18 protein-coding genes are annotated in these 16,998 nt (G+C 73.1%); 7 read left to right on the top strand and 11 right to left on the bottom strand.

Annotated elements, in window-relative coordinates; translation table 11 throughout:
• The first annotated feature begins 109 nt into the window (after positions 1–109).
• Positions 110–295: a hypothetical protein gene (locus PLP61_RS06930; RefSeq protein ID WP_324501679.1), complete on the top strand. Its 186-nt coding sequence runs from the start codon at positions 110–112 to the stop codon at positions 293–295.
• Between the two features lie 3 nt (positions 296–298).
• Here PLP61_RS06930 and PLP61_RS06925 read toward each other — a convergent pair whose 3' ends face one another.
• A complete protein-coding gene (locus PLP61_RS06925) occupies positions 299–1,882 on the bottom strand; it encodes an aspartate:alanine exchanger family transporter (protein WP_324501677.1) in 1,584 nt (527 codons plus the stop codon).
• A 64-nt stretch (positions 1,883–1,946) separates the two neighbouring features.
• Positions 1,947–2,375, bottom strand: coding sequence for a hypothetical protein (locus tag PLP61_RS06920; RefSeq protein ID WP_324501675.1), 429 nt, complete (start codon positions 2,373–2,375; stop codon positions 1,947–1,949).
• Between the two features lie 233 nt (positions 2,376–2,608).
• Here PLP61_RS06920 and PLP61_RS06915 point away from each other — a divergent pair, with 233 nt between their 5' ends.
• On the top strand, positions 2,609–3,079 hold the full coding sequence (locus tag PLP61_RS06915) for an Hsp20/alpha crystallin family protein (protein WP_324501673.1): 471 nt from the start codon (positions 2,609–2,611) through the stop codon (positions 3,077–3,079).
• Here PLP61_RS06915 and metW read toward each other — a convergent pair.
• From metW to glgA, 4 genes are all read right to left on the bottom strand, one after another.
• Entirely contained in the window at positions 3,057–3,665 is a 609-nt protein-coding gene (metW, locus tag PLP61_RS06910) for a methionine biosynthesis protein MetW (protein WP_324501672.1), read from the bottom strand. The genes PLP61_RS06915 and metW overlap by 23 nt on opposite strands.
• Positions 3,655–4,806, bottom strand: a complete 1,152-nt coding sequence (metX, locus tag PLP61_RS06905; protein ID WP_324501671.1) for a homoserine O-acetyltransferase MetX — start codon at positions 4,804–4,806, stop codon at positions 3,655–3,657. The genes metW and metX overlap by 11 nt, the downstream gene beginning before the upstream one ends.
• Positions 4,807–4,809: 3 nt before the next feature.
• Positions 4,810–6,096, bottom strand: a complete 1,287-nt coding sequence (locus PLP61_RS06900; RefSeq protein WP_324501670.1) for an O-acetylhomoserine aminocarboxypropyltransferase/cysteine synthase family protein — start codon at positions 6,094–6,096, stop codon at positions 4,810–4,812.
• A 92-nt stretch (positions 6,097–6,188) separates the two neighbouring features.
• Positions 6,189–7,379: a glycogen synthase gene (gene glgA / locus PLP61_RS06895; RefSeq protein WP_324501668.1), complete on the bottom strand. Its 1,191-nt coding sequence runs from the start codon at positions 7,377–7,379 to the stop codon at positions 6,189–6,191.
• A gap of 59 nt (positions 7,380–7,438) precedes the next feature.
• Between glgA and glgC the strand changes: the two genes are divergently transcribed.
• The 3 genes from glgC to PLP61_RS06880 are packed head-to-tail and all read left to right on the top strand — an operon-like array spanning position 7,439 to position 10,256.
• Positions 7,439–8,707, top strand: coding sequence for a glucose-1-phosphate adenylyltransferase (glgC, locus tag PLP61_RS06890; RefSeq protein ID WP_324501681.1), 1,269 nt, complete (start codon positions 7,439–7,441; stop codon positions 8,705–8,707).
• Between the two features lie 20 nt (positions 8,708–8,727).
• Complete coding sequence (locus tag PLP61_RS06885; RefSeq protein WP_324501666.1) at positions 8,728–9,090, top strand: hypothetical protein; 363 nt, start codon at positions 8,728–8,730, stop codon at positions 9,088–9,090.
• A complete protein-coding gene (locus tag PLP61_RS06880) occupies positions 9,087–10,256 on the top strand; it encodes a site-specific DNA-methyltransferase (protein ID WP_324501664.1) in 1,170 nt (389 codons plus the stop codon). Before PLP61_RS06885 ends, PLP61_RS06880 begins: the two co-directional genes overlap by 4 nt.
• 57 nt (positions 10,257–10,313) lie before the next feature.
• On the opposite strand, the gene PLP61_RS06875 is transcribed toward PLP61_RS06880, so the two are convergent.
• Complete coding sequence (locus tag PLP61_RS06875; protein ID WP_324501662.1) at positions 10,314–11,717, bottom strand: WS/DGAT/MGAT family O-acyltransferase; 1,404 nt, start codon at positions 11,715–11,717, stop codon at positions 10,314–10,316.
• A gap of 62 nt (positions 11,718–11,779) precedes the next feature.
• On the opposite strand from PLP61_RS06875, the gene PLP61_RS06870 reads away from it, so the two are divergent.
• Both PLP61_RS06870 and PLP61_RS06865 read left to right on the top strand, forming a co-directional pair.
• Positions 11,780–12,892: an FUSC family protein gene (locus PLP61_RS06870; RefSeq protein ID WP_324501661.1), complete on the top strand. Its 1,113-nt coding sequence runs from the start codon at positions 11,780–11,782 to the stop codon at positions 12,890–12,892.
• 6 nt (positions 12,893–12,898) lie between these two features.
• On the top strand, positions 12,899–13,969 hold the full coding sequence (locus PLP61_RS06865; RefSeq protein ID WP_324501660.1) for a DNA polymerase IV: 1,071 nt from the start codon (positions 12,899–12,901) through the stop codon (positions 13,967–13,969).
• A 1-nt stretch (position 13,970) separates the two neighbouring features.
• Here PLP61_RS06865 and PLP61_RS06860 read toward each other — a convergent pair whose 3' ends face one another.
• From PLP61_RS06860 to PLP61_RS06845, 4 genes are all read right to left on the bottom strand, one after another.
• The gene (locus PLP61_RS06860; protein ID WP_324501659.1) at positions 13,971–14,486 is read right to left on the bottom strand and encodes a DUF402 domain-containing protein; all 516 of its coding nucleotides are present in this window, start codon (positions 14,484–14,486) and stop codon (positions 13,971–13,973) included.
• Positions 14,483–15,316 carry an SDR family NAD(P)-dependent oxidoreductase gene (locus tag PLP61_RS06855; RefSeq protein ID WP_324501658.1) on the bottom strand — a complete coding sequence of 278 codons (834 nt, stop codon included), beginning with the start codon at positions 15,314–15,316 and terminating at the stop codon, positions 14,483–14,485. The genes PLP61_RS06860 and PLP61_RS06855 overlap by 4 nt, the downstream gene beginning before the upstream one ends.
• 12 nt (positions 15,317–15,328) lie before the next feature.
• Complete coding sequence (locus PLP61_RS06850) at positions 15,329–16,546, bottom strand: bifunctional glycosyltransferase family 2/GtrA family protein (RefSeq protein ID WP_324501657.1); 1,218 nt, start codon at positions 16,544–16,546, stop codon at positions 15,329–15,331.
• On the bottom strand, positions 16,543–16,998 hold a 456-nt coding region (locus tag PLP61_RS06845), incomplete at its 5' end, for a mannosyltransferase YkcB-related protein (protein WP_502888982.1). The genes PLP61_RS06845 and PLP61_RS06850, both read right to left, overlap by 4 nt.

The raw sequence follows: 16,998 nt of genomic DNA, 5'->3' as shown, positions 1-16,998 counted from the left end.
ACAGTGCGGCCGCGTTCAGCGCCGGCCGCCGCTAGGCCGCCCGGCCTCCCGGGGTCGCGCTCCCGCGACGCGGCCCTGGGAGGGCGTCTGCGGCGCGTAGGCTCCGCTCGTGGACAGTCGCATGCTCACCTGGATCGGGGTGGCCCTCGTCATCGTTGGGCTGATCTGGATCGGCCAGGGGCTCGGCTGGACCGGCGGCGGCTTCATGAGCGACTCGCTCAGCCTGGTCGCGATGGGCCTGGTCCTGGCGATTGCGGGGCTGCTCGTGATCCTGGGGGTCCGCCGACGCCGCTGAGCGTCACATCAGGGTGAGCGCCTGGGCCACCACGATCTTGGTGACCATGGCCACCGGGTAGACCAGCGCGTAGCCCAGCGCGACGCGCTGGTCGAACCCGGTGGACTCGTTCGCGTAGGCGAGCACGGCGGGCTGGGTCTGGGAGCCGGCGATGATGCCGGCGAGCCGGGCGCCGGCCACCTGGATCACCCGGCGGCCCACCACCGCCAGGGCGAGCGCGTGCACCAACGTGACCAGCAGGCCCGCGAGCACGATCTGCAGCCCCAGCGGTGAGCTGATCGCGTCGATGAACGCCGATCCGGCGCGGCCGCCGGCGTAGGCGAGGAACAGCAGCAGCCCGACCTGCGTCAGCGTCTCGGCCGCCTGGTGGGGGAGGGTCCACACCACCGGACCGCTCCGGCCGAGCCGGCCCAGCAGCAGGCCGACGATCAGCGGTCCGGCGGCCTGGCCGAGCTCGAGGCTGCCCAGCCCGGGCACGTGGAACGGGATCGCGCCGAACGCCAGGCCGATCGCGAGGCCCAGCGCCAGACCGAGCGGGTTGATGTCGGAGGTGCCGTGGTCGCTGTCGCCGAGGTACGCCGCGACGCGAGGCAGCTGCTCGCGCGGCGCGGCCACCCGGATCCGGTCGCCCGCCTGCAGCACGAAGTCGTCGGTGGCCAGGAAGTCCTGGTCGCCGCGGCGCACCCGGGTGGGCCGGCCCCCGAGCCGCTCCCACAGGTGGAGGTCGGCGACGGTGCGGCCGTAGAAGCGCTTCTCCGACAGCACGATCCGGCGGAAGTCGAGCTCGGAGCGGTCCTGCTCGAGCTGCAGGTCGCTCACCCGGCCGAGCTGCTTGGTGACGTGCGCGAGCGCCGCGTCCGGCCCGATCGCGAGCACGCGGTCACCGGGCCGCAGCACGGTGCTGCCGTCGGTCATCCGGATCTCGCCGTCGAGGTGCTGGTAGCGGGAGAAGATCACCCGGCCGTGGGGGGTGTGGGTGAGCTCGCGGACCTGCATCACGTTGTCGTGGGTGACCTCGATCGTGGAGTTCATGATCGTCGGCGGCAGCGTCGAGTCGTCCGGCGTCGGGTTCTTGGCGGCGCTGCGTAGCACGGCGCCGGCGCTCACCAGCATCACCACCACCCCGCCGATGTAGGTGAGCGAGTAGGCCACGGTGGGCTCGGGCGCCCCGTTCAGCCGGACCAGGGCCGCGGCCAGGCCGGGCGTGTTGGTGTTGGCTCCCGCGTAGAGCCCGGCGGCGGTCCCGGCGTCGAACCCCAGGACGGTGGCCAGCAGCCAGGTGAGCATCCCGCAGCCGACCAGGGTCACGAAGACCAGTCCCACCGGGCCGGCCCCTGCCCGCAGGCTGGAGAAGAAAGACGGTCCGGCGGTGACGCCCACGGCGTAGGCGAAGATCGCCAGCCCGAACGTCCCGAGGACCTCGGGCAGGGCGAGGGCCTCGTCGTACGCCGAGAACGCCAGCGCCGCGAAGAGGACCGCAGCCGGGCCCAGCGAGAGCCCCCGGAACTTCAGCTGACCGGCCGCCGTGCCGATGGCCATGATCACGAAGAGGAGCAGGATCGGGCGCTCGACGAGCAGGTCAACCACGACTCCACCCTAGAACCGCGGGCGGGGTCGCACGGAATCGCTGCCGCGGAGCCGGACGGCGCACTCAGGCGGTCGCCAGCACCGTCAGCTCGTCGGGCGGCACCGGGCGGATCCGGTCCCGGGTGGCCAGGTGCACGACCTCGCAGCCGATCCCGGCGGTGCGGGCGACGTCGTACAGCGCCTCGGCCCAGGCGCGGTCGAGCGGGGTGACCGTGTGGCCGCCGGGACGCGAGCGCAGGAAGGCGAAGCGGAGCCCCTCGCCGGTCTCGGCGGCGAAGTGCCGCAGGAAGTCGGCCAGCGCGGCGCGCTCCGCCGGCCCCGGTGGCTCGTCGGCGTCGGTCATCTCGACCAGGTGGGGCAGCGGGTGGTCGTCGCCGAGGATCACCATCATCCACAGTGACGGCCCCGCGAACCCGCCCGGCCCCATCAGGTGCCGCCAGGCCCCCTCGAGGTCGGCCTGGGTGTGGATCGGTGGGCGGTAGAGAGCTGTCATGAGGCCAGCCTCGGGGCCGCGGGGGACGGGTCGCCGGCGCCGTCCACAGGCCTCCCCCGTCCGCCGCCGGTCCCGGCCCCTGTGGACGGAAATCGGCTGCGCCGACGATCACACTCAAGGGAATTGCGTCGAGGCGACTCAAGTTATATGAATAGAGATGCAGGGGGTCCACGGACCCCCGCTCGAGACTCCAGACCCACGTTCACGACACAGTTCCAGACACAGGAGACACCATGGCCAGCAACGCACTGTTCCTCCGCCGCGACCCGTTCCGCGAGTTCGAGTCGCTGTTCCGTCAGGCCTTCGGGCCCAGCACCATGGAGGAGATGGACACCGCCTTCAGCCCTGCCGCCGAGGTGCACCGCGAGGGGGAGGACGCCGTCGTCCGCCTCGAGCTGCCCGGCGTGGACGTCGCCAACGACGTCTCGGTCGAGGTCCTCGGCCGCGACCTCGTGATCAGCGGCGAGCGTCGCGACGAGCGCTCGGAGGAGAGCGAGGGGCGTCGTCTGCAGGAGATCCGCTACGGCTCGTTCCGGCGGGCCTTCGGCCTGGGCCGGCCGGTCGCGGCCGACGCGGTGACCGCCTCCTACGACAAGGGCGTCCTGACCGTCCGGGTCGCCGGCATCTACGCCGAGGCCACCGGCCAGAAGATCGCCATCACCACGCCCACCGTGGGCGAGATCACCGAGGGCGGGGAGAGCTGACGAGGTAGACCGCGCCCGAGGCCATCAGGTTCGCCGGGCCTCGGGCGCGGACGCCTGTCGCGGCGCGCCCCTGCGGGTCGAGCAGCACCCGGCGGTCCACCCGCAGCCCGCTGGCCGCGAACAGGTCCTCCAGGTCGGCGAGCGTCGCGAGGTGGATGTTCGGCGTGTCGAACCACGGGTGCGGCAGCTCGGTCGAGACCGGCATCCGCCCGCGCAGCAGCAGCTCGGCCCGGTGCTTCCACAGCCCGAAGTTGGGGACCGATACGATGCCCCGCCCCGCGATGCGCACGATCTGGGCCAGCACCTGGTCGGGGTGCCGGGTGGCCTGCAGGGTCTGGGAGACCACGACCAGGTCGTAGGAGCCGTCGGCGAACTCGTCCAGCTGGGTGTCCAGGTCCAGCTCGACCACCGGGACGCCGCGCCGGATGGCGGCGATCAGCGACTCCGGGTCGCGGTCCACGCCGGTCCCCGAGCAGCCCAGCGAGCGCGCCAGGTGCGCGAGCAGCTCGCCGTCCCCGCAGCCCACGTCGAGCACGCGCGCGCCCGGTGCGACAAGGTCCGAGACCACCTCGAGGTCAGCGCGCACCGGAGCCCCCCTCGACGTCCGCCAGGTGGTCGAGGAACGCCGCCACGCTGGCTAGGTAGTCCGGGACGTCCAGCAGGAACGAGTCGTGCCCGTGCGGCGCCGAGATCTCCCGGAACGACACCGGGATCCGCGCCCGCTCCAGCACCCGCACGATGCGCCGGGAGTGCGAGGTCGAGAAGCGCCAGTCGGAGTCGAAGGAGACCACCAGGAACTCGGTACGCCGACCGGTGCGCGCGGCCGCCGCGGCCCGCCCGGTGGCCCCCGGGTCCGCGAACGGGTCGAAGTAGTCCAGCGACCGGGTCAGGTAGAGGTAGGACAGCGGGTCGAACCGGTCGAGGAACGCCTGGCCCTGGTGCTCCAGGTAGGACTCCACCGCGAAGTCCACGCCGAACCGCCTCCGCGGCTCGTCACCCTCCTGGATCCGCCGCCCGAACTTCTCGGCCATCGCCTGCTCGGACAGGTAGGTGATGTGCGCCATCATCCGGGCGATCGCCAGCCCCGTTCGCGGCCCCCCGCCCTCGGCGTACCTCCCGTCGGCGAACTCGGGGTCGCGCATGATCGCCGAGCGGGCCACCGCCGAGAAGGCGATGTTCTGCGCCGACAGGTGGCTGCTGGCGGCGACCACCACCGCGCCGTGGACCTCCTCGGGCGCGTCCAGGCCCCACTGCAGCGCCTGCATCCCGCCCAGCGACCCGCCGACCACCGCGCGCAGCCGCCGGATCCCCAGGTGCCGCATCAGCCGGCGGTGGACGGTGACGAAGTCGCGGATCGACAGCAGCGGGAAGTCCAGGCCGTACGCCGTTCCCGTGGCGGGGTCGACCGAGGTGGGACCCGTGGTGCCGCGGCAGCCGCCCAGCAGGTTCGGGCAGACCACGAAGAACCGGTCGGTGTCCACCGGCCGCCCGGGACCGACCATCACGTCCCACCAGCCGGGCTGCCCGGGGTCGCCGGCGGCGTGGGAGTCGCCGGTGAGCGCGTGGCAGACGAAGACCGCGTTGGAGGCGTCGGGCGCGAGCTCGCCCCAGGTCTCGTAGGCGACCTCGACCTCGCTCAGCCGCTCCCCACCGTCGAGGACCAGGGGATCCTCGGCGGTGAAGAGCCGCGCCCGCTGCACCCGCTGGCTGGCGCCTGTCGGGACCATCGCTCAGCCGGCGACCGCCAGCGCCTGGTCGAGGTCGGCGATCAGGTCCTCGACGTTCTCGATGCCGATCGACAGCCGGATCAGGTCCTCGGGGACTCCTGCGGCCGCGAGCTCCTCGGTGGTCAGCTGGGAGTGGGTGGTGGTGGCGTTGTGGATCGCCAGCGACTTCGCGTCACCGATGTTGGCCAGGTGGCTGAACAGCTCCAGCCCCTCGACGAACCTGCGGCCGCCCTCGCGCCCGGACTTGATGCCGAAGGAGACCAGGCCGCCGTACCCGTGCCCGGTGAAGACCCGGTCGGCCACCGGCTTGCTGGCGTCCCCGTCCAGGCCGGGGTAGCTCACCCAGGCGACGGCGTCGTGGTCGCGCAGGTGCTCGGCGACCTTCAGGGCGTTCTCGCTGTGCCGCTCCATCCGCAGGTGGAGGGTCTCCAGACCCTGCAGGAAGAGCCAGGAGTTCATCGGGGTCACCGCGGCGCCGGTGTTGCGCAGCAGCACCGTGCGGGCCCGGATGATGAACGCCAGGTTGCCCACCGCCTCGGTCCACACCACCCCGTGGTAGGCGCCGTCGGGCTGGGTCAGCCCCGGGAACCGGTCGGCGTGGACGGTCCAGTCGAAGTTGCCGCTGTCGACGATGATCCCGCCGATGGAGGTGCCGTGCCCGCCGATGTACTTGGTCGCGGAGTGCACCACGACGTCCGCGCCGTGCTCGAACGGACGGCACAGGTACGGCGTCGGCGCGGTGTTGTCGACGATGAACGGCAGCCCGTGCTCGTGCGCGGCCGCCGACCAGGCGTCCAGGTCGATCACGTTCAGCTTCGGGTTGCCGACGGTCTCCCCGAACACCAGCCGGGTCCGCGCGTCGACGTGCCGGGCGAGCTCCTCGGGCCTGTCAGGGTCGACGAAGCGCACCTGGATCCCGAACTGCGGCAGCGTGTGCGCGAACAGCGCGTAGGTCCCGCCGTACAGGGTGGACAGCGCCACGATGTTGTCGCCGGCGTAGCAGAGGTTGAGCACCGCGTAGGTGATCGCCGCCGAGCCGGACGCCGTCGCCAGCGCCCCCACACCTCCCTCCAGCGCGGTCATCCGGGCCTCGAAGACCGACTGGGTCGGGTTCATGATCCGGGTGTAGATGTTGCCCGAGACCCGCAGGGCGAACAGGTCCGCGGCGTGCTCGGTGTCGTTGAAGACGTAGGAGGTGGTCTGGTAGATCGGCACCGCCCGCGCGTTGGTGGCGGGGTCGGCGTCCTCCTGGCCGGCGTGGACGGCCAGGGTCTCGGGGTGGAGGGTCATCCTCGGTCCTCTCGACGGGTGGTCAGGCCAGCAACGCTAGGCCGGGGCTGGTCACCCTCCGGCCCTGTCCGCGATACGGGACGACCGTCTCGCTAGCCGAGCTGGGCCCGGTAGATCTGCACGGTCCGCTCCGCGATGGTGGCCCAGCTGAACGCGTCGATCGCGCGCTGCCGGCCGGCGCGGCCCATCTCGGCGGCCCGGTCGGGGTCGGCGAGCACCTCGTTGAGGGCGGCCGCGAAGTCCGCGACGTACCGCTCGGGGTCCAGCGGCGTCCCGGTCCCGTCCGTGGCCTGCTCGATCGGCACCAGCCGTCCGGTGACCCCGTCGACCACGACCTCGGGGATGCCGCCGGTGGCGGTGGCGACCACGGCGGTCTGGCAGGCCATCGCCTCGAGGTTCACGATGCCGAGCGGCTCGTAGATCGAGGGGCAGACGAAGGCGGTCGCGGTGCTGAGCAGGGCGATCACGTCTGCCCGGGGCAGCATCGCCGGGATCCACACCACGCCGGTCCTGGTCGCCGACAGCTCCGCGACCAGGCCCTCCACCTCCGCGGCGATCTCGGGGGTGTCCGGCGCCCCGGCGCACAGCACCACCTGGGCCTCCGGCGGCAGCTGCGCGACCGCCCGCAGGAACAGTGGCAGGCCCTTCTGCCGGGTGATCCGGCCGACGAACACGACCGAGGGCCGGTCGGGGTCGACGCCCAGCTCGCGGACCCGGTCCGGGTCGGCGCGCGGAGCCCACAGGTCGGTGTCGATGCCGTTGTGCACGACGTGCACGCGGTCCGGCTCGACGTCGGGGTAGGAGGCCAGGACGTCGGCGCGCATCGCCGCGGACACCGCGACCACCGCGCTCGCGCCCAGGTAGGCGGTGCGCTCGACGAAGGACGACACGGCGTACCCGCCGCCGAGCTGCTCGGCCTTCCACGGCCGCAGCGGCTCCAGGGAGTGCGCCGTGACCACGTGCGGGACGCCGTACAGGAGGCCGGAGAGGTGGCCGGCGAAGTTGGCGTACCAGGTGTGCGAGTGGACCAGGTCGGTGCCCGCGCAGCCGTCCGCGATCGACAGGTCGACGCCCAGCGTCTTCAGCGCGCCGTTGGCGGCGGCGAGCTCGGCGTGGTCGGGGTACGCCGTGGTGCCGGGCTCCTCGCGAGGTGCCCCGAAGGCGTGCACCCTCGTCTCGAGGTCGCTGCGGGCCCGCAGCGCGCGGACCAGCTCGGCCACGTGCACACCCGCTCCTCCGTAGATCTCCGGCGGGTACTCCTTGCTCAGCACGTCGACTCGCATATCGCTGAACCTACTCTCCCCGAGGCGCCGCACGCAGGGCTAGCCTCAGGCGTATGAACATGCCGAACTCCCCGTCCGGGTCACACCACGGCTCCCGCAAGAACGTGCTGGCGATCGTCCTGGCCGGGGGCGAGGGGAAGCGGCTGATGCCTCTCACCGCGGACCGCGCCAAGCCCGCCGTCCCCTTCGCGGGCATCTACCGGCTCATCGACTTCGCGCTGTCGAACGTGGTGAACGCCGGCTACCTCAAGGTGGTCGTGCTGACCCAGTACAAGTCGCACAGCCTGGACCGGCACGTCACCCAGACCTGGCGGATGTCGACGATGCTGGGCAACTACGTGACCCCGGTCCCGGCCCAGCAGCGGGTGGGCAAGCACTGGTACCTCGGCAGCGCCGACGCCATCTTCCAGTCCCTGAACCTGCTCAAGGACGAGAAGCCCGACATCGTCGTGGTGGTCGGGGCCGACCACGTCTACCGGATGGACTTCTCGCAGATGGTCGCCCACCACGTCGAGTCGGGGGCGGGGTGCACGGTCGCCGCGATCCGCCAGCCCATCGAGCTCGCCGACCAGTTCGGCGTCATCGACGTCGCGCCGGACGAGCCGGACCGGATCCGGGACTTCCTGGAGAAGCCGAAGGACCCCACCGGGCTGCCGGACAACCCGCTCGAGGTGCTCGCCTCGATGGGCAACTACGTGTTCTCCACCGACGCGCTGGTGAGCGCGGTGACCGACGACGCGGTGATGAGCGGCTCGGCCCACGACATGGGCGGCGACATCGTGCCGGCGTTCGTCAGTCGGGGCGAGGCGGGCGTCTACGACTTCCGTGACAACGAGGTGCCCGGCGCCACCGAGCGGGACCGGGGCTACTGGCGCGACGTGGGGACGCTGGGCTCCTACTACGCGGCCCACATGGACGTGATCGCCCCGCTGCCGGTCTTCAACCTCTACAACTTCCAGTGGCCGATCTTCACCTCCTACGGCCCGCAGCCGCCGGCCAAGCTGGTGCGCGGCGAGGGCGGTCTGCTCCCTGTCGCGGAGGACACCGTGCTCTCGCCGGGGGTGGTGGTCACCGGGGGCCGGGTCTACCGCTCGGTGCTCTCGCCCGCAGTCTGGGTCCAGTCCAACGCCGAGGTGACCGACTCGGTGCTGATGCACAGCGTGCACGTGGGGCCGGACGCCGTCGTACGCAACGCGATCATCGACAAGAACGTGGAGATCCCGGCCGGTGCCCGGATCGGCGTCGACCAGGCCGAGGACCTGGCCCGAGGCTTCATGGTCGAGGATGGCCTGACGATCATCGGGAAGGGCCAGCCCGTCGCGGGCTGAGCTCAGGGAGCGGGGGGCACGTGGGCAGGACGACGAGGGTGGTCACCCAGGGCGCCAAGGTGGCCATCAAGTACGGCCCGGCGGCGAAGATCGCCTGGGACCGTGGTGGGAAGACCGCCGCGCTGGCAGCGACCCGGCGGGTGTCGGGCCTAAACTCCCGGCGCCGCGCGCTCGCGCACGCCTCGGGCATCATCGACGGGTCGGTCCTCAAGATCGCCCCCGAGGGCCGCGCGGTCTACATCGTGTTCACCCGCGACCAGCCCATCGCGGCGTACCCCTCCCAGGCGGTCCCGCTGACGGTGCTGCTCCAGCACGCGGACCTGAGCCGGCGGGTCCGGCCGGCCGACGTACGCCGCGCGCGGAAGCTCCGCCGGCGGAAGTGAGCCCGCCGCGGCCCTGGAACGTCTTCGCGGCGGGGGACAACCTGGACCTGCTGCCCCGGATCCCGGCGGGGTCGGTGGACCTGGTCTACATTGACCCGCCGTACAACACCGGCAACGACTTCGCCTACCGCGACGACTTCCGGGACGGCGCGCGGCACACCCGGCACACCGCCTGGGTGGCGATGATGCGTCCCCGGCTGGTGGCGGCGCGGGCCGCGATGAAGGACACCGCGGCCCTCTTCGTCAGCATCGACGACAACGAGGTGGCCCACCTGCGGCTGCTGCTGGACGAGGTGTTCGGCGAGGAGAACCTGATCGCCCAGATCGTGGTCAACCTCAACCCCAAAGGCCGCCAGCTCGGCCGGGGCTTCGCCACCAGCCACGAGTACCTCCTGGTCTACGCGCGGGACGTGCGGTGCTGCGTCCTGGACGCCACCAGCGCCGCGGGGGTCGACCCCGCCGACTTCCCGCTCACCGACGTCAGCGGCCGGCGGTACCGCCGCCTGCCGCTGCGCAACACCAACAAGAAGTTCAACCCGGCCACGGCCCGGACCCTGCACTACGCGCTGTGGGGCGACCCAGACTCCGGCCGGGTGGCCACCAGGGAGTTCCCCGGCGCGGTCCGCGTCGAGCCGGTCTTCGGTGACGGCACGCCGGCGGTGTGGCGCTGGTCGCCGCCGCTGGTCGACGCACGTTCCGACGACCTGGTGTGCCGGGTGGTGCGGGGCCGCACGGGCCCGCGGGTCGACGTGTTCCAGAAGGACTGGCTGCACGAGGGACGCCGCAAGAAGCTGACCACGATCTGGCTCGCGGAGGAGGTCGGGTCGACCGACACCGCGGTGGCCGAGCTGAAGGAGATCCTCGGCCCGGTGTTCGAGTCGCCCAAGCCGACCGGGCTGCTGCGGCGGATCCTCGAGACCATGCCGCCCGACGCGGTGGTGCTGGACTTCTTCGCCGGGAGCGGGACGACGGGGCACGCCACCGCTCTCGCCAACCTGGCCGACGGGGGCACCCGGCAGTGCTGGTCGATCAACTCCACCGAGCCCACCCGGCCCGGGTCCAACGCCGCCGAGGCGGGCTACGCCACCGTCGCCGACATCACCCTGGCCCGGCTGCGCGCGGTCGCCGACCGGCTCGGCGGGGGGCTCGAGGTGAGGGTGTGGTGAGTGGGTGGTGAGGCCTGGGGCTGGTGGGGCGTAAGCCGCCGGCGTGGGCCCAGACGCCTACACCCCCACCGCCTGCTCAAGCTCGACCAGGGCGTCGTCGAGGTGGGTGAGGATCCGCTGGAGGTGGGGGACGCTGCGCCGGCAGCCGGTGAGGCCGAAGTCCATCCGGCCGTCGTAGGAGGTGCAGGTGATGTTGAGCGCCATCCCGTCGATCGGGATCGACAGCGGGTAGTTGCCCACCAGGCGGGCGCCGTTGAAGTAGTGGGTGACCCGCGGCCCCGGCACGTTCGAGATGATCAGGTTGTACGGCGGCTTCGGGACGCCGCCCAGCTTCAGCATCGTCGGCAGCACCGCCGGGACCTGGCCGAGGGCGCTCATCGCGAGGATCTGCATCGGCGTCATCGAGGCCAGCGCCTCCTTGCCGTCGCGCATGGACCGGTGCACCGCCTGCAGCCGGTCGAGCGGGTCGGCCAGCTGGGTGCCGAGCTGCACCATCACCGACCCCACGGCGTTCCCGCCCTCGGCGGAAGCGACCTGCGACTCCTTGGCGCGCAGCCCGACGGGCACCATCGAGATCAAGGAGGTCTCGGGCAGCTCGTCGAGGGCGAGCAGGTAGTCGCGCATCGCCCCGCTGCACATCGCCAGCACCACGTCGTTGATGGTGGTGCCGCTGGCCTTGCCGATCGCGCGCAGCCGCTCGACCGGCCAGTCCTGGGCCGCGAACCGGCGGGCGCCGGTGATCTTCTGGTTCAGGATCGTGCGCGGGGCGTAGAGCGCCAGTGCCGAGGTCTGGTTGCGCAGGCTCCGGCTCAGCGTGGTGTAGAGCGCCTTGGGCAGGCCGGCCGCGTCCACGGCGACGCCCAGCGCCTGCCGCAGCACCGACAGCGGAAGAGAGGCCAGGCTGCGCTCGGCCTGCTCCTGCGCCCGGGCGGCGCGGGCCCGCGGCCGCGCGGCCCACGGCGCCGGCATGCCGCGCTGGTCGGGGTCGGTGGTGAGCACGCTCTGGAGCAGCCGGTTGGCCGAGACCCCGTCGACGAGGGCGTGGTGCAGCTTGGCGTACATCGCGACGCGCCCGTCGCGCAGCCCCTCGATGAGGTGCCACTCCCACAGCGGGCGCTCGCGCGCCATCCGGGTGCTGTGCAGGTGCGACACCAGCTCCATCAGCTCGCGCGGCCGGCCCGGCTGCGGCAGCGCGTTGTGCCGCACGTGGTAGTCGATGTCGAACTCGTCGTCGTCGATCCAGACGTACTGCCCCCCGGTCTTCACCGACCGGTAGGGCCGCTTGCGGAACAGCGGGGCGACCTCGTCGGTGGCCCGCATCTGCTGGTACATCTCCCGCACGTAGTCCTCGCCGGCGTCCGGGGGCGGCTCGAAGAGCTGCAGCCCGCCGACGTGCATGGGCATCCGGCGGTTCTCGGCGAGCAGGAAGCCCAGCGCGGTGGGGTCCATCGGGGTGACCATGCCTGAGATCCTCGCGGCTGCGCGGCGAGCCCGACAAGGGGCCCGTGGCAGGATCGTGCGCCATGGAGGCCCTCTCCTTCGACCACGCCCTCGAGCGTCTCGTCGTCCGCAGCCGGACGTCGGCCCGCACCCGGGTCGACCGCTGGCGCGCCAAGGGCTGGCAGATCGGGCAGGCCGCCGTCGCCGCGGGCGTCGCCTGGCTGGTGGCCTCCGAGGTGCTCGGGCACACCAGCCCGTTCTTCGCCCCGATCGCCGCTGTCGTCAGCCTCGGTACGTCGTACGGCCAGCGGCTGCGCCGGGTGGCCGAGGTGACGGTGGGGGTGGCGCTCGGCGTCCTCATCGGCGACGTCGTGGTGTCGTGGATCGGGAGCGGGGCCTGGCAGCTCGTGCTGATCGTCGCCCTGGCGATGAGCACCGCCTTCCTGCTCGACGGCGGGCAGGTCTTCGTCTCCCAGGCCGCGGTGCAGTCCATCCTGATCAGCACCCTGGTGCCCTCGCCCGACGCGGCGTACGCCCGGTTCGTCGACGCCCTCGTCGGCGGCGGCGTCGCCCTGCTCGCCGCGAGCGTCGTGCCGGCGGCGCCGCTGCGCCGGCCGCGGGAGCAGGCGGCCCGGGTGATGCGCAAGACCGCCCAGCTGCTGCGGGCCGCGGCGACGGTGATGGTCGACAACGAGGTGGAGCCGGCCCTCGCCCTGCTGGCCGACGCCCGGGCCACCGACTCCCTCATCCGCGAGCTGCAGGCGGCCGCCGACGAGGGGCTCTCGGTGGTGTCCTCCTCGCCGTTCCGGATCCGGCACCGGCCAGAGGTACGCCGGATGGCCGACCTCGTCGAACCCCTCGACCGGGCGCTGCGCAGCACCCGGGTGCTCGTCCGGCGTACCGCGGTCGCCGCCTACCAGCAGCACCCGGTCCCTCGCTCCTACCTGCTGCTGACCAGCGACCTGGCCACCGCCGCCGACCTGGTCGCCGACGAGCTCGCCGCCGACCGGATGCCCGAGGCCGCCCGCCCCGCGCTCATCGCCGTCGGGCACGCGACCGGGCAGGTGGAGCGCAGCGACGACCTGTCGGCGGAGGTGGTGCTGGCCCAGCTGCGCTCGGTGGTCGTGGACCTGCTGATGGTCACCGGGATGGACACCCTCCAGGCGACCGACGCGCTGCCCCCGCCCGCGGAGTGAGCCGCCGTGCCCTGGGTGCTGCACGTCGACCTGGACCAGTTCATCGCGGCCGTCGAGATGCTGCGGCGCCCGGAGCTGGCCGGCCTCCCGGTGGTGGTCGGCGGTCGCGGCGACCCGACCGAGCGGGGAGTGGTCTCGACCGCGTCGTACGCCGCCCGCGCGCACGGCGTCCGGTCGGGGATGCCGTTGCGGACCGCCGTCCGCCGCTGCCCCGACGCGGTGTTCCTGCCGGTCGACAAGCCTGCCTACGACGCCGCCTCGGCGCAGGTGATGGACACCCTGCGCGGGCTGAGCTGGGGCGGGGTCCCAGTCGTGGTGGAGGTGCTGGGGTGGGACGAGGCCTTCCTGGCTGCCGGCGCCGGCCACGGCCCGCTCGGTGACCCGCACGGGTTCGCCGAGCGGATCCGCGCCGAGGTCCTCGCGGCCACCGGGCTGCACTGCTGCGTCGGCATCGGCGACAACAAGCTGCGGGCCAAGGTCGCCACCGACTTCGGCAAGCCCGGCGGTGAGGACGGCAGCGGGATCTTCCGCCTCACCGAGGACCGCTGGCTCACGGTGATGGGGCCGCGGCCGACCACCGCGCTGTGGGGGATCGGCGGCCGCACCGCCCGTCGGCTCTCCGCCCTGGGCCTGGACACCGTGGCGCAGCTGGCCGCCGCGGACCCCGCCGAGCTGACGGCCGCCCTCGGCCCCACGATGGGCCCGTGGTTCCGCCGCCTCGCGCGGGGGGTGGACTCGAGCCCGGTCGACGCCAGCCCGTGGGTGCCGCGCGGGCACGGCCGGGAGGAGACCTTCCAGGCCGACCTCCTCGACTGGGCCGAGGTCACCGCCGCCGTGCGCCGCCTGACCCGCCTGGTCGTGGAGGACGTCGACCGGGAGGGGAGGCCGGCCGTCCGGGTCGGCATCAAGGTGCGCTACCGCCCGTTCGTCACCGTCACCCGCAGCCTCACCCTGCCGGCCCCGTCCCGCGACCCCGACGAGCTGGCCGACGCCGCGGTGTCGCTGCTCGCCCGGGTGGACCAGGACCGGCCGGTGCGGCTGCTCGGCGTCCGGCTGGAGATGGCCGACCCGGCCTGACCTACTCCCGCTCGGCCAGCAGCGCCAGCCAGGAGGCGGCGGTCCCGTCGAACGGCGTAAGCCGCGCGGCCACCGCCGCCTGCAGCCAGGCGCAGGTCGCCTCGGCCGCGGCCACCACCTCGGGCGGGTACGCCCAGGCCCGGGCGTGGTCGGCGAACTCGTCCTCGTCGTCGACCCGCACCGTGTCGTCGGGCAGCCGGAGCACGTCGAGGTCCAGGTCGGTGGCGTGCAGCTCGGCGTCGTGCCAGTGGGCGGGGGTGGTGACGTCGACGTACGCCTGGACGGGGCCGCCTGCGGCGTGGAACGTGGCCAGCCAGCCCGCGGTGGGCACCAGCGTCACCTGGTCCACCGGGGCCACCGTCCGTGCGCCGGGCCGGGCGAACCTCGTGCCGGCCGGGAAGCCCAGCCACTCTCCGTGCCGGTCGGCGCCGAGGTAGAGCCCGGTGAACTCCCAGTGCGGTCGGCCACCCCACTTGCTGAGGACCACGCGCACCGGGGTGAACGGGGCGAACCTCATTCGGGCGGAGGCAGGACGCGGCGCCCCGCGCGGGCGATCACGTCCTGGTAGCGGGAGCCAAGGACCCTGGCGAACTGGTGCAGCGCGTGGGCGTCGAGGCCGACCAGCACGCGGGCCTTGTTCCGTAGCACCGCCTTGACGATGATCTCCGCGGCCCGGGCCGGCTCCATGCTGGCCAGCTTCTCGTCGAAGAGCCGGGCGGTCTCGGCGTGCTTCGACGGGTCGGCGACCCGGGAGTTGCGGGCGATCGCCGTCTTCACCCCTCCCGGGTGCACCACGGTCACCCCGACCGGGTGCCCGGCGACGAGCATCTCCTGGCGCAGCGCCTCGCTGAGCCCGCGGACGGCGAACTTGGTGGCGTTGTAGGCGCTCTGGCTCGGCACCGCGATGAGCCCGAACAGCGAGGACATGTTCACCACGTGACCCTCGCCGCTGGCCAGCAGGTGGGGCAGGAACGCCTTGGTGCCGTGCACCACTCCCCAGAAGTTGACCCCGACGATCCAGTCCAGGTCCTCGTAGGACAGGTCGACGAGGTCGCCGGTGAGCGCCACGCCGGCGTTGTTCACGATGACGTTGACCCGGCCGTAGTGGCCGGCCACGGTCTCGGCGTACGCCGCCACGGCGGCGCGGTCGCTCACGTCGACCCGGTCGGTGCGGACCGCCCGGGCCCCGGCCTCGCCCAGCAGCGCCTCGGTGACGCCCAGCCCGGTCTCGTCCACGTCGGAGAGCGCCAGCAGTGCGCCGCGGCTGGCCAGCTCGAGCGCCAGGGCGCGGCCGATGCCCGACCCGGCCCCGGTGATCACCACGACCCGGTCCTGGAAGGTCCTCATGGAGTCACCGTCTCACGGCGCCCCCGCTCCGCACGGTGCCCCCGGCTGCGCGGCGACCGGGCTGCGTCGGAAGATCCACCACTTCATCGCCACGAACCGGGCCACGGTCACCACGAGGTTCGCCGCCGTCAGCACCGCCATCTCCAGGAGCGGGTGGTCGGCACCCCCCAGGGCCTGCAGCGCCGCGAGGGTGCCGCTCGTCACGCCGAGGCCCAGGCCGAAGACGAGCAGACCCTGCGCCTGGTGGCGCACCACCCCCGACCCCTCGACCCCGAAGGTGAACCGTCGGTTGGCCGCGGTGTTGCCGACTGCGGTCAGCAGCAGCGCGAGCAGGTTGGCCGCCTGGGCCCCGGTCACCTGTCGCAGGGCGAGGAAGAGCACGGCGTACGCGAGAGTGCTGAGCACCCCGACCACGATGAACAGCCCGATCTGGGTGCCGGTCCGCCCGGCTGCCCGGGCCGGCCCGAGCCGCTCACGGACGGCCTCCAGCGGCAGCCGGCGGGTGAGCAGCGCCCAGCCCAGCCGCCGGATCCCGGCGAGGTCTTCGCGGGCGGTGCGGACCAGCTCGACGCGGGAGTCCGGGTCGTCCACCCAGTCGACGGGGACCTCGTGGATGCGCAGCCCGGTGCGCTCGGCGAGCACCAGGAGCTCGGTGTCGAAGAACCAGGTGTCGTCCTCGACCAGCGGCAGCAGGGCGTCGGCGACGTCCCGGCGGATCGCCTTGAACCCGCACTGGGCGTCGCTGAAGCGCGCCCTCAGGGTGGAGCGGAGCAGCAGGTTGTAGCTGCGCGAGACCAGCTCCCGCTTCGGTCCGCGGACCACCCGTGAGCTCCGGGACAGCCGGCTGCCGATGGACAGGTCGGAGTGGCCGCTGACCAGCGGCGCCACCAGCGGCATCAGCGCCTTGAGGTCGGTGGAGAGGTCGACGTCCATGTAGACCAGCACGTCGGCGGGGGAGTCCTGCCAGACCCGCTTCAGTGCCCGCCCCCGGCCCTTCTCCGGGAGGGTGACGACCCGCACTCCCTCGTAGGTGTGCGCCAGCCGCCGCGCCACGAGCGGGGTGCTGTCGGTGGAGGCGTTGTCGGCGATCGTGACCAGCCACGACCACGGCAGGGTGGCCAGGTGCCGGGTGAGCCGGTCGACGGCCACGGGGAGCGCGACCTCCTCGTCGTGCACCGGCAGCACCACCTCGATCAGCGGGACGGGGGCCGGGGCTTCGAGGGCGCTCATGCCGCACCGTCCGTCCCGGCCGCGCCGGAGAGGTCGTAGACGGTGACGCCGTCGACCGTCTGCGCGGTGAACGTCGCGGCGACCCACTCGGCGATCTCCGACGAGCTGCTGGCGCCGCCCATCTGGCCGCCGGGCCCGCCGCTGCCGCCGCCGATGAAGTAGTGGATCCGCCCAGCGGCGACGTAGGCCCGGAACTGCGCCAGCGTGGGGCTCGGGTCGCTGCCGTTGAAGCCGCCGATCGCCATGACCGGCTGCTGCGTGGCGAGCTGGTAGCCGGAGGCGGACTGGGAGCCCACCGCTGCCGCGACCCACGTGTACGAGCTGGCCTCGGCCTCCAGGAGCGCGACGAGCGCGCTGCCGGGGGTGCTGCTGTCCAGCAGCCCGCCGGCCCCGGGGCCACCGCCGGCCGGTCCGCCGGTGGTGGTGGCTCCCTGCGGCGGCATGGCCGGCAG

Origin of the sequence: Nocardioides sp. (genome assembly GCF_035429765.1) — a bacterium.
Classification (GTDB): Bacteria; Actinomycetota; Actinomycetes; order Propionibacteriales; family Nocardioidaceae; genus Nocardioides.
Note: the sequence above shows the minus strand (reverse complement) of the source record. Positions and strands in the feature narration are given on the sequence as shown.

What these genes read in the sequence shown, in the direction of transcription:
- PLP61_RS06860 (WP_324501659.1), bottom strand. Translation starts at nt 14,486, where the DNA reads ATGAGGTTCGCCCCGTTCACCCCGGTGCGCGTGGTCCTCAGCAAGTGG.
- PLP61_RS06900 (WP_324501670.1), bottom strand. Translation starts at nt 6,096, where the DNA reads ATGACCCTCCACCCCGAGACCCTGGCCGTCCACGCCGGCCAGGAGGAC.
- glgC (WP_324501681.1), top strand. Translation starts at nt 7,439, where the DNA reads ATGCCGAACTCCCCGTCCGGGTCACACCACGGCTCCCGCAAGAACGTG.
- PLP61_RS06855 (WP_324501658.1), bottom strand. Translation starts at nt 15,316, where the DNA reads ATGAGGACCTTCCAGGACCGGGTCGTGGTGATCACCGGGGCCGGGTCG.
- glgA (WP_324501668.1), bottom strand. Translation starts at nt 7,379, where the DNA reads ATGCGAGTCGACGTGCTGAGCAAGGAGTACCCGCCGGAGATCTACGGA.
- PLP61_RS06870 (WP_324501661.1), top strand. Translation starts at nt 11,780, where the DNA reads ATGGAGGCCCTCTCCTTCGACCACGCCCTCGAGCGTCTCGTCGTCCGC.
- PLP61_RS06850 (WP_324501657.1), bottom strand. Translation starts at nt 16,546, where the DNA reads ATGAGCGCCCTCGAAGCCCCGGCCCCCGTCCCGCTGATCGAGGTGGTG.
- metX (WP_324501671.1), bottom strand. Translation starts at nt 4,806, where the DNA reads ATGGTCCCGACAGGCGCCAGCCAGCGGGTGCAGCGGGCGCGGCTCTTC.
- PLP61_RS06875 (WP_324501662.1), bottom strand. Translation starts at nt 11,717, where the DNA reads ATGGTCACCCCGATGGACCCCACCGCGCTGGGCTTCCTGCTCGCCGAG.
- PLP61_RS06915 (WP_324501673.1), top strand. Translation starts at nt 2,609, where the DNA reads ATGGCCAGCAACGCACTGTTCCTCCGCCGCGACCCGTTCCGCGAGTTC.
- PLP61_RS06920 (WP_324501675.1), bottom strand. Translation starts at nt 2,375, where the DNA reads ATGACAGCTCTCTACCGCCCACCGATCCACACCCAGGCCGACCTCGAG.